Genomic DNA, 12250 nt, shown 5'->3' on the forward strand with positions numbered 1-12250 from the left:
TATTGTAATCTTTTTGGACCTGGTTAAAAATATTTAATTCACAAAGTTTCCGAAAATAAGACTTTAAATCAGTAATGATTATTGCTATAATAGAAGAACAGGACTAAACATACATTCACTTATTTTAATTTTTGTCATTAATTTTACTGAAAATTTAAATTTAAAGGTGTATAATAATAAATTGAAGCAATTGATTGAAAGAGATTTTTTCACTGATAAAGTAGATAGTTCTGCAGGATGTCGATTATAATATTGGGGGGATTTTTGTGAAAGAAGGACAATTTAAATTAAAGGCCCCTTTTGAGCCCAAAGGTGATCAGCCTGAGGCAATAGAAAAACTGGCTGAAGGAATAAAAAAGGGCTACCGCCACCAGACTCTGCTTGGTGCTACCGGTACCGGGAAAACTTTTACCATGGCTAAACTGGTGGAAGAGGTAAATAAACCAACTCTGGTTATTGCCCATAATAAGACCCTGGCAGCTCAGCTGACCAGCGAGTTTAAGGAGTTTTTTCCTGAAAATGCAGTTGAATATTTTGTAAGTTATTATGATTATTATCAGCCTGAAGCCTATGTGCCCCAGACTGATACCTATATAGAAAAAGATGCTTCTGTTAATGATGAAATTGAAAAGCTCAGACTTTCAGCTACAACTTCACTTTTTGAGAGGCGTGATGTGCTGATTGTGGCCAGTGTTTCCTGTATCTATGGTCTTGGTTCTCCTGATGACTATTTAAATCTCTCCCTTGATTTAAAAGTAGGAAAGATTATGGACCGCAAGGAGATAACCAGAAGCCTGACCTTTATGCAGTACAGCCGCAATGATATGGACACTTCCCGCGGCCATTTTCGAGTTAAGGGAGATGTTGTTGATATTTTCCCGGCGTACCGTGATATAGCAATCCGGGTTGAGCTATTTGGGGATGAGATTGACCGCATAACCAGGATTAATACAGTGACCGGTGAGGTTGAAGCTGAGATAAATGAGATGACAATTTATCCGGCCAGCCACTTTGTTACGCCAGAGGATAAGGTTAAGAGGGCAATCAAGACAATTTCAGCTGAGCTTGAGGAGCGTTTAAAGGAGCTACGGGCAGAAAACCGGCTGGTCGAGGCCCAGCGTCTGGAACAGCGGACCCGCTATGACTTAGAAATGCTGGAGCAGATGGGCTTTTGTTCAGGAATTGAGAACTATGCCCGTCATCTGGCAGGACGCGAACAGGGCTCCAGACCGATGGCCCTTTTGGATTATTTTCCTGATGATTTTATGGTAATTATTGATGAATCACATATGACAGTGCCTCAGATTGGAGGGATGTTTGCCGGTGACCGCTCCCGCAAGGAAAAGCTGGTGGAATATGGCTTCCGTCTACCTTCAGCTCTGGATAATAGACCACTGAATTTTGAAGAGTTTGAAGAAGTTGTACCCCAGGCTGTTTATGTTTCAGCTACTCCGGGACCCTATGAGGAAAAGAACAGCCAGCAGATAGTGGAGCAGATTATTCGTCCAACCGGGTTGGTTGATCCGGAAATTGTTGTCCGGCCAACAAAAAGCCAGATTGATGATCTACTGGAAGAAATTCGCCAGGTTGTAGGAGATGGAGAAAGAGTGCTGGTCACAACTCTGACTAAAAAGATGTCCGAGGATCTGACCGAATATCTGGCAGAAGCCGGAATTAGAGTCCGCTACCTGCATTCGGATATTGACACGATTGAGCGTTCAGAGATTATTCGCGATCTGCGGCTGGGAGAGTTTGATGTACTGGTAGGAATCAACCTCCTGCGGGAGGGTCTCGACCTGCCCGAAGTTTCCCGGGTGGCAATTTTAGATGCCGATAAAGAAGGATTTCTCCGTTCGGAACGCGCCCTGGTTCAGACTATCGGGCGAGCTGCGCGTAATGTCGGTGGTAAGGTAATTATGTATGCTGACAAGATAACTGATTCGATGCGGAATGCGATCGATGAAACTGAAAGAAGGCGTGAAATCCAGATTCAGCATAATAAGGATAATGATATTACTCCGGAGACAATTATCAAACCTGTGCGCGAAGTAGTGCGGCCGGTGGATATGGTAGTTTCTGAGGATAAGAGCCGCTATTATGATAAGAGTCAGGATAATGAAAATCCAAATGACAACAGCCAGAATTATGATCAGATGAGCAGCAAAGAAATTCAACATTTAATTATAGATTTAGAGGATGAAATGGAAGAGGCAGCCGATAACCTGGAATTTGAAATAGCTGCCCAGATCAGAGACGAAATTGAAGAGTTGGAAGCAAAATTGGAAAAGAAATAGGGTTTGTGAAAAGTATAATTATAACCAGGTCCAAAACATGCGTTTTGAACCTGGTACGAATATATAAAAGAGGTGTAATTATAAATGGGATTAGATCGTTTGATAGTTAAGGGTGCAGAAGAGCACAACCTTAAAAAAGTAGATTTGGATATACCGCGGGATAAACTGGTGGTTATTACTGGCCTCAGTGGTTCCGGCAAGTCTTCACTGGCTTTTGACACTATTTATGCAGAAGGTCAGCGGCGCTATGTGGAATCACTTTCTGCCTATGCCCGGCAGTTTTTAGGCCAGATGGAAAAACCAAAGGTAGAATATATTGAAGGACTTTCTCCTGCAATTTCTATTGATCAGAAGACAACCAGCCGCAATCCGCGTTCAACCGTTGGTACAGTAACAGAAATTCATGATTATCTGCGCCTGCTCTATGCCAGAGTTGGGATCCCACACTGTCCAATCTGTGGCAAGGAAATCAAGTCACAGACAGTTGATGAGATAGTTGATCAGGTGCTGGAGCTGCCGGAGAGAACCAAGATTCAGGTGCTGGCGCCAATTGTTCGCGGCCGCAAAGGTGAACATGAGCGTACTTTTCTTCAGGCTCAGCGGGACGGATTTGTTAGAGCCAGAGTCGACGGTGAAACAATCCTGTTGGAAGATGCAGAAAAACTGGATAAAAACTTTAAACATGATATTGAGATTATAGTTGACCGGCTGGTAATTAAGGATGGAATCAGGGAGCGCCTGGCTGATTCAGTCGAAACAGCTCTTGATTATGCTGATGGTCTGGTAATGATCGATGAGATTGAGGGGGAAGTTACAACCTACAGTGAAAAATTTGCCTGCCCCGAGCATAATATCAGCCTGGAAGAAATGTCTCCCCGCATGTTTTCATTTAACTCCCCCTATGGAGCCTGTGATAACTGTGATGGCCTGGGAGTTAAAAAAGAATTTGACCCGGATTTAATTTTAGACCGGGATAAATCAATAGCTGATGGAGGTATTATACCCTGGGCTAACTCATCCAGCCGCTACTATCCAGCCCTGCTGGAAGCAATGGCTGAGGAGTACGATTTCAGCCTGGAAACAAAGATTAAGGATTTAGATAAAGAGATTATTGATAAGCTGGTTTATGGTGATGACAAAAAGATAACCTTTCCTTATACAAACCGCTACGGCAGAACCAGGGACCACACAACCCGCTTTAAGGGAATTACCGGTTATCTCAAGGAAAGAATGAATAAGTCAGACAGTGCTTCAACCCACAGAAAGATGGAAAGATATATGAACGAAATTCCCTGTCATGTCTGTGAAGGTCAGCGTCTAAAGCCAGAGGTGCTGGCAGTGACTGTTGGCGGAATTTCGATTGCCAAATTCAGCTCATTTACCATCAAGGAGGCCCATGATTTTCTGCAGGGGGTTGAGCTGGATGACAGAAGAGCAAAAATTGGTAAGGAAATTTTAAAGGAGATCAGAGAAAGGCTACGCTTTCTGCTCGATGTTGGTCTCGATTATTTGAGCCTGGACCGCTCTGCCGGTACGCTTTCTGGAGGAGAAGCCCAGCGGATCAGACTGGCAACCCAGATTGGCTCTGGCCTGATGGGAGTTTTATATATTCTTGATGAGCCGAGTATCGGGCTTCACCAGCGGGATAATAACCGTTTGATCAGTACTTTAGAGCACATCAGAGATCTGGGGAATACCGTGATAGTTGTTGAGCATGATGAAGATACAATTCGTTCGGCAGACTATATTATCGATATGGGCCCTGGAGCCGGCAAACATGGTGGTGAGATTGTTGCCGAAGGCAGTCTGGAAGATGTAATTGCTGAGGAGCGCTCACTTACCGGCCAGTATCTTTCCGGGAAAAAGAAAATTCATGTACCTGAAGATAGATACGAGGCAGGAGAGAGCTGGCTAAGCATCAAAGGAGCCAGACAGCACAATCTTAAAAATATAGATGTGGATTTTCCTCTGGGTACTTTCACCTGTGTGACCGGAGTTTCTGGTTCAGGAAAGAGCACACTGATTAATAACACCCTCAAAAGAAAAATGATGCGAGAACTTCATGATTCAACTCTGCATCCAGGTGAGCACGATGAGGTTATTGGAATGGATCAGATTGATAAAGTAATAAATATTGATCAGTCACCAATTGGTAGAACTCCCCGCTCAAATGCGGTAACCTACACTAAGGTCTTTAATTATATCAGAGATGTATTTGCCAGTACTCCGGAAGCAAAACAGCGCGGCTACGAAATCGGCCGCTTCAGCTTTAATGTTAAGGGTGGCCGCTGTGAAGCCTGTAAGGGTCAGGGAATCGAAGAGATCGAAATGCACTTTCTGCCTGATGTTTATGTACCCTGTGATGTCTGTAATGGTAAGCGCTACAACCGTGAAACCTTAGAGATTAAATATAAGGGGAAGACAATTGCTGATGTGCTTGATATGACTGTAGAAGAGGCAGTTGAGTTTTTTGAAAATATTGAGCCAATTCGCCGCCGTCTGCAGACCCTCTATGATGTTGGACTTGGCTATATTCGACTCGGTCAGCCGGCAACTACTTTTTCTGGTGGTGAAGCTCAGCGGATTAAAATTGCCAAAGAGCTGGGTAAGAGAAGTACGGGCGAAACTCTCTATTTGTTGGATGAGCCGACAACCGGACTTCACTTTGCCGATATCAAAAAGCTGCTTGAGGTACTGCACCGCCTGCGCGAAGATGGCAACACAGTAATTGTAATCGAGCATAATCTGGATGTAATTAAATCAGCTGATTATTTAATTGATCTCGGTCCTGAAGGAGGAGAAAAGGGTGGAGAAGTAGTTGCCACCGGTACTCCCGAAGAAGTGGCTCAAAACGAAAATTCCTATACCGGTAAGTTCTTGAAAGAAGTGCTGTAGGTATTCATTTATTCATTGGTACCAGGTCCAAAACGCCCATTTTGGACCTGGTACAGGATAAATATTTCACAAATACTATTCCATTTAATGGGTTAATATGATATAATATTATACAATAAATCCATTAAATGGAAGGTGATAAAATGTCAAGAGAAAAGAGGCCATGGTACCCGGGAGCAGTCTATCATATTGTCAGCAGAGGTAATCGCCAGGGACATCTGTTTAGAGATCAATTGGATTTTGATTTTTATTTGGATATTTTGAGAAAAGCTAAAGCTAAATATGGATTTGAGTTGCTTTCATATTGTCTAATGACTAATCACATTCACCTTCAGCTTAAAACTGGAGAGGTTAAGATTGGGAAATTAATGCATTACATCAATCTTCTTTATGCAAGGTATTTCAATTATAAGCATGATCTGATTGGACATGTTTTTCAGGGGAGATATTTTTAAAAATTAATTGAGGATGACTTTTATAATTTAGGAGTCAACCGATACATTCACTTGAATCCAGTAGAAGCTTCAATCGTTAGTAAAGCTGAAGATTATAGGAGAAGCAGCTATCAGATTTATCTGGGATTAAAGGAAAGTGATTTAATTAATGATAGTTTGATTCTTGCTTCTTTTTCAGATGATAGAGAGCTTTATAAGAGATTTATCGAGTCTGATGAAATTAATAAAGAATTAGATCAGGAAATTAAAGATGAATGCGAATTGTGAAATAAATAATTATAACCAGGTACAAAAAAGCTGTTTTGTACCTGGTTCAAATAAATGATATAATCAATTTATTACCCGGTACCAAAAGATCAAAGGGAGGTGCAGCTCTTGAAGAAGAAAAGGATTAGAGAATTGATGCAGAGCAAAACTGCTGCTGTGATAGTAGCGGTCTTATTAACTTTAATCGCCTTCAATGTGAAAATGGAATTGATTGAGCCCCTGCTTATTTTATTTGTAATTTACAGTAGCCTTAATTTTGCTAAAAAGGGAGCGATTTTTTCAGCAGTATTTGTAGTTTCTGTGCTTGCAATTCAGGATTTATATAATCTGCAGATTAACCTTGCCGAATATTTTGTGGAAGTGCTGGTGATTATTATTGCTGCAGCATATATCGTAAAAAGCACCTCCAGGAACAGGGAATTGAATTTTAATCTGAAGGAGCGCGTTAAGGAGCTTGCCGGCCTTTATAGGATTTCAGAGGCCGCAGAAAAATATAATTTAGACCGAGATCAACTGCTGAGTAAAGTTGTGGAAGAAATTCCGGCTTCCTATCAGTATCCAGAAGACTGTGCGGCCAGAATCAGCTATCGGGGAAAGATATATCAGACTACCAATTTTAGAGAAACAGACTGGATGCAGCAGCAGGAGATAACTATAGATGACCAGACTGTCGGGAAAATCGAAGTTTCCTATCTATCTGAACATCCAGAAGAATACAGCGGCACAGTATTTTTAAAGGAAGAGTTCGAACTTTTAAACTCAATCAACAGTAAAATTAATAATGTTTTAAGAAACTTAGAACAGGAAAAGGAGATCAACGAGCAGCGCCAGTTTTTATCAATCACTCTCAATTCTATCGGTGATGGTCTGCTGGTAACTGACAGGCAGGGCAGAATCAAAAGGTTAAATAAAGTTGCTGAAAATCTAACCGGCTGGACGAGTGCTGAAGCAGAAGGCAGAGAAATAACTGAAATTTTCAATATTTTTAATTCCCAAACCGGAAAAGAAGTAAAGAATCCAGTAGAAAAGGTTTTAAAAAATGGCAAAATTGTCGGCCTGGCCAATCACACAAAATTGATCGCCAGAGATGGAAAAGAATACCACATAGCAGATAGTGCTGCTCCAATCAAAAGGGAAGATGGCATAATTGACGGCACTGTAATGGTTTTTAGAGATGTCAGCAAAAATTATCAGATGCGCGAAAAAATTAAGCAGCGGGAAAGAATGTTTTCCAGCGCTTTAAATGAAGCCCCGATTCCAATTATGGTTCACGCGGAAGACGGTGAAGTGGTAATTATCAATAATACCTGGATTGAAATCACAGGTTATCAAAGGGAAGAAATCAATACAATTTCAAAATGGGTCGATAAAGCATATCCCAATAATCAGGAGAAAATTAAAAAGGAAATTAATAAATCCTTTGCAGCTGACAAAAGTATTGGCGGTGAATTTGAAGTCTGGACCAGTGAGGGAGAAAAGCGGATCTGGGATTTTAAAACTGCCCCTTTAAGCCGGGATGAAAAAGGACGCAAGCTGGTAATCAGCACCGCTGTCGATATCACCCGCCGTAAAAAAGCAGAAAAAGAACTGCAGAAGTTAAATGAAATTTACCGCACATTAAGTATGGTAAATCAGCTTATTGTCAGGGAAAGATCGCTGGATTGTCTGTTAGAAGAAGCAGCTCAGATCACTTCTGATTATGGTAGATATAAAAATATTTGGATAGGAAAAATTGGGCCGGCTCAGGATGAATTACAGATTTTAACTTCTACTGAGAACAATTGCCCCTTTATTGAAGCTGGTGAAGATTACAGCCTGAAACTGGAAGATTTGGCCCGGGATTTTAAAGATAAAATGATAATGGATGGTCAAAATAAATTGATTCAGAGTAGCTGTCAGGAAATCTCTGGTCTGGACCTGTCAATTTCCGAACACTGTGGCTCAAGAGCTTTTTTCCTGCTGGAAGTTATGGAAGAACCCTGGGGAGTATTTTCGTTCTGCTCAGCCGAGGCAGATCACTTTGACGAAACAGAGGTTAAACTACTGGATGAGCTGACTGGTGATATTTCACTGGGGATAGAAAAGATTATCAATGAAAAAATGAGGCTGGAGTCAGAAAAACGCCTCAAAGAAAGTGAAGAAAACTACCGCAGGCTATTTGAAAATTCTCCGGTAGGAATTTTTAAAACTACTTCTACCGGCCAGGTTAAAATGATCAATCCCCATATGGCTCAGCTTTTGGGATTTGATTCGATTTCAGAAACCATAACTTATTATAATGATCTAAAAAACACACTTTATGTTAATTCTGAACGCCGGGACCAGTTTTTAAATCAGCTAAAATCCGAGGGAATAGTCAGCAATTTTGTCTATCAGGCCTATGATAGATATCAAAATATTTTATGGCTGGAGATGAATGCTCGGGTCAGTGAAGAAAATGATGACGGCAGTTTTGAGATCGATGGTTTCTGCCGCGACATAACAGAGCGCCGTCAGAGCGAAGAGAAGATTCGCTATCTCGGTTTTCACGACAAACTTACCGGTTTATATAACCGTGCTTTTTTAGAAGAAGAAATAAAAAGAGTGGACACCGCCCGTCAGCTGCCGATCAGTATCATTATGGGTGATTTAAATAATTTAAAACTGATTAACGATACTTACGGCCACCAGAGTGGAGATCAGCTGATCCAAGAAGCAGCAGAAATTTTTAAAGAATCCTGTCGGGATGAGGATATCATTGCCCGCTGGGGTGGAGATGAATTTGTGGTCCTTTTACCACAGACCACAGCAGTTGAGAGTGAAAAAATAATTAAAAGAATCAATAGTTCTTTAGAGAAGGAAGAGGGAGAACTGCAGGTTTCAATTTCTCTGGGGACAGCAGTTAAAAATGATCCCGAAGATGAGCTGATGATTGTTTTAAGTCGGGCAGAAGACAGAATGTATAAGAATAAAATTGCCAGCCGCAAAAGTGCCCGCAGTAGTGTGCTTTCAGCCTTTTTGACATCACTAAAGGAGAAAAGCTCGGAAACTGAAGAACATGTGCACCGGATGAGCAGCCTGGCCAAAAATTTTGCTAGAGTGCTCGGCCTCTCTAATTCAGAACAGGACCGACTTTATCTCTTAACTCAGATGCATGACATTGGTAAGATAGCAGTTCCAGAAGAAGTTTTAAATAAAACTGATAAATTAAATGCTGAAGAATGGGAAATAATTAAAAAACATACCGAAACAGGTTTTAGAATAACTTCGAATATTGAAGATTTTGCTCATATCTCCTCAGAGATATTACACCACCATGAGCGCTGGGACGGTACAGGTTATCCCGAAGGGCTCAGCGGCAGAGATATCCCGCTGCTCTCGAGGGTGCTGACAATAGTTGATTCCTATGATGTAATGATCAGCGGTCGTCCTTATAAAGAGGCGATAACTGAAGCAGAGGCCTTAGCTGAACTTCAAAGCTGTGCCGGCAGTCAGTTTGACCCGGAACTGGTGGAGAAATTTATCGAAAGTTTAAATTGAACCCGGTACAAATGCACAGTTTTGGACCGGGTACAGGAGAAATAATTCACAAATTAAGGTGATAGAAAATGACAGATAATGAAAACAGAAAAGAACATATCGAAGCCCAGCTCAAGGAGCTTCCCCGTCAGCCCGGTGTTTATTTAATGAAAGATGAAACGGGAATGATCATTTATGTAGGGAAGGCTAAATCGCTCCGCAGCCGCGTCCGTTCTTACTTTCGCAAAAATGACCAGAGCTATAAGACCAGGATGCTGGTCAAATATATAGATGATTTTGATTATATTCTTACTGACACAGAAGTGGAGGCCTTTATTTTAGAGGCCAATTTAATTAAAAAACATCAGCCCAAATTCAATATCCGCCTCAAGGATGATAAAACTTATCCTTATATTAAAGTCACCAAGAATGTCGACTTTCCGCGGGTTTTTAAAACCAGGATTGTCAAAAACGATGGAGCCAAATATTTCGGGCCCTTTGCTGATGTAGATGCAATATATAAAACTCTGGATGTAATCAAGGATATTTTTAAGCTCAGAAGCTGCAAAAAAGAGCTGAAAGCTGATGACCCTGAAGACCGCCCCTGTCTGAACTATCACATTGATAAGTGCCTCGGGCCCTGTATTGGTGCAGTCAGTAAAGAGGATTATCATGAGCTGATTGACCAGGTCTGCCTTTTTTTATCTGGCAGACAGGAAGAACTCAAACAGCAGGTAGAAGAAAAGATGAAAGAAGCGGCAGCTGAGAGAAATTTTGAAAAGGCAGCCCGCTTTCGGGATGCCCTGGAAGCCTTTGCCAAGCTAAGTGAAAGCCAGAAGGTAATGACCGATAAAAATATTGATCAGGATGTGGTGGCTTTAGTTCAGGGAGAGAAAGACAATGCCTGTGCCCAGCTGCTTTTAGTCCGCAACGGCCGCCTGATCGGCCAGGAATACTTTATTCTGCAGGGAACCGAGGAAGAAACTGCGGCTGAAACCATGGCCTCATTTTTACAGCAGTACTATGAGCAGGCCGCCGGAATCCCGGATGAACTTTTATTGAACACCAAAATTAACTATCAGGAACTTTTAGCAGCAAGACTGGCAGATGTCAAGGGGAAAAAGGTGAGTATTCAGTATCCACAGAAAGGTGACAAAAAGAAGATGCTGGAGATGGCCGAGCGCAATGCCGAGCAGAATCTGAAAAAGGAAGATATTCGCAGTAAATATGAAAAACAGCGGACTTCTGGAGCTGTCGAGAAACTGGGAGAAATCCTGGGAATGGAAAATGAGCCCTATCATATTGAAGGATTTGATATTTCAAATATTCAGGGAACAGATTCTGTAGCATCAATGGTGGTCTTTAAAAACGGCAGACCCTCCAAACAGGATTACCGCCGCTTTAAGATTAAAACAGTTGAGGGACCTGATGATTTTTCCAGTATGAAGGAAGTTGTTGAGCGCCGCTATGCCAGACTGCTGCGCGAAGATAGAGAACTACCCGATTTAATTTTGATTGATGGTGGTAAGGGTCAGCTCAATGCCGCCTATGAAATTTTAGAGCTCTTAGGAATTGAGGATTTGTCGATAATTGGCCTGGCAAAAAAGGAAGAAGAAATTTTTAAGCCCGGTGAAAGTGACCCGATTACCCTGCCCCACCACACTCCAACCCTGCAGCTTTTGCAGCGGGTGAGAGATGAGGCCCACCGCTTTGCCGTCAGTTATCATCGTAAATTAAGGTCCCGCCGCTTGACCCATTCTATGCTCGATGAAATTCCAGGTGTGGGAGAAACCCGCAGAAATGCACTGCTGCAGCACTTTGGCTCACTGGCTAAAATAAGGGAGGCTAAGATCTGGCAACTGAAAGAGGTTGATGGGATCAGTGGTAAGACAGCGCGGAAGATCTACGATTATCTAAGAGAAAATATGAGAGCTTATTAACTAATTTATAGAAAAAATACTTAAATTAAAAAATAATTTTAATTTCTTGCAGGAGAATTAACTTCAGTCTTGAATATTTAATATAGAGTATCTGATATATCACATAAATTTTAGGAAGTGTAATAATGGCAATTAATAAAAAAAGCCTGACCGATCAGGTTTATTCAATGTTAAAAGAAAAAATACTAAATAGAGATGTGGATCTTGGTGAGCAGCTCAACACCAGGGAGATTGCAGAAGAACACGGGATTTCGCTGATGCCGGTTAGGGATGCTCTGCGCCGACTGGCAAATGAAGATCTGGTGGAAAACAGGCCTCGGGTTGGATTTTTCGTCAAAAATTTTTCCGAAGCAGAGGTCAATGATATTCTGGAAGTAAGAAAGATGCACGAGATTTACTGTCTTGATAATTATTTTGAAGAAATAGACCGGGGGGTAATCTCTGACCTCAAAGATAAATTTGAAAATGGTCATAAAAAATATTTTACCAGTTATGATAGCAAACTGCACAAGGAGATAGTCCTTGCTTCCCACAATAATTATTTAATTGACAGTTATCTAAAGATGATCAATCACTATACAATGCTTTTTAGCTATTTAAATTATAAGCGATCTGAAACTTCCCGCCAGGAGCATATAGATTTAATCGACTGTATTTTAAATGGAGATAAAGCTAAGGCAGAGAAGATATTATACCGCCACCTGGACAGGGTTAAAATTGCAGAAGATGCATCAATTAAAAACCGAGCTTAATAAAAAGCTGCAAATTTAATTTGCAATCTGCAGTTAAATATTGTAATATTAAAAATAGAAAGAATATTATCTACTAATAAATATAATTATGAATAAGCAAAGATAAGTCTTAATTAGAAATAATTAAGGAAATTTTTTGCTTATCTCTG

Annotated in this window: 7 protein-coding genes; all 7 read left to right on the forward strand. The window is 41.1% G+C overall.

All coding sequences use genetic code 11. From position 1 onward, the window contains the following. Window positions 1–266 precede the first annotated feature (266 nt). Window positions 267–2294, forward strand: coding sequence for an excinuclease ABC subunit UvrB (uvrB, locus tag CI949_RS00400; protein ID WP_290761936.1), 2028 nt, complete (start codon window positions 267–269; stop codon window positions 2292–2294). An 84-nt stretch (window positions 2295–2378) separates the two neighbouring features. After that, window positions 2379–5189, forward strand: coding sequence for an excinuclease ABC subunit UvrA (gene uvrA / locus CI949_RS00405; protein ID WP_290761939.1), 2811 nt, complete (start codon window positions 2379–2381; stop codon window positions 5187–5189). A 143-nt stretch (window positions 5190–5332) separates the two neighbouring features. Then, window positions 5333–5644 (forward strand): transposase, encoded by a 312-nt coding sequence (locus CI949_RS00410; RefSeq protein WP_290761942.1) that lies wholly within the window; start codon window positions 5333–5335, stop codon window positions 5642–5644. Window positions 5645–5695: 51 nt separating this feature from the next. Then, window positions 5696–5911 (forward strand): hypothetical protein, encoded by a 216-nt coding sequence (locus CI949_RS00415; RefSeq protein WP_290761945.1) that lies wholly within the window; start codon window positions 5696–5698, stop codon window positions 5909–5911. A gap of 108 nt (window positions 5912–6019) precedes the next feature. Continuing rightward, complete coding sequence (locus CI949_RS00420; RefSeq protein WP_290761948.1) at window positions 6020–9430, forward strand: PAS domain S-box protein; 3411 nt, start codon at window positions 6020–6022, stop codon at window positions 9428–9430. 68 nt (window positions 9431–9498) lie between these two features. Next, the gene (gene uvrC, locus CI949_RS00425) at window positions 9499–11349 is read left to right on the forward strand and encodes an excinuclease ABC subunit UvrC (RefSeq protein WP_290761951.1); all 1851 of its coding nucleotides are present in this window, start codon (window positions 9499–9501) and stop codon (window positions 11347–11349) included. 125 nt (window positions 11350–11474) lie between these two features. Continuing rightward, entirely contained in the window at window positions 11475–12101 is a 627-nt protein-coding gene (locus CI949_RS00430) for a GntR family transcriptional regulator (RefSeq protein WP_290761954.1), read from the forward strand. The last annotated feature ends 149 nt before the right edge of the window (window positions 12102–12250 follow it).

Source organism: Halanaerobium sp. (genome assembly GCF_003070835.1).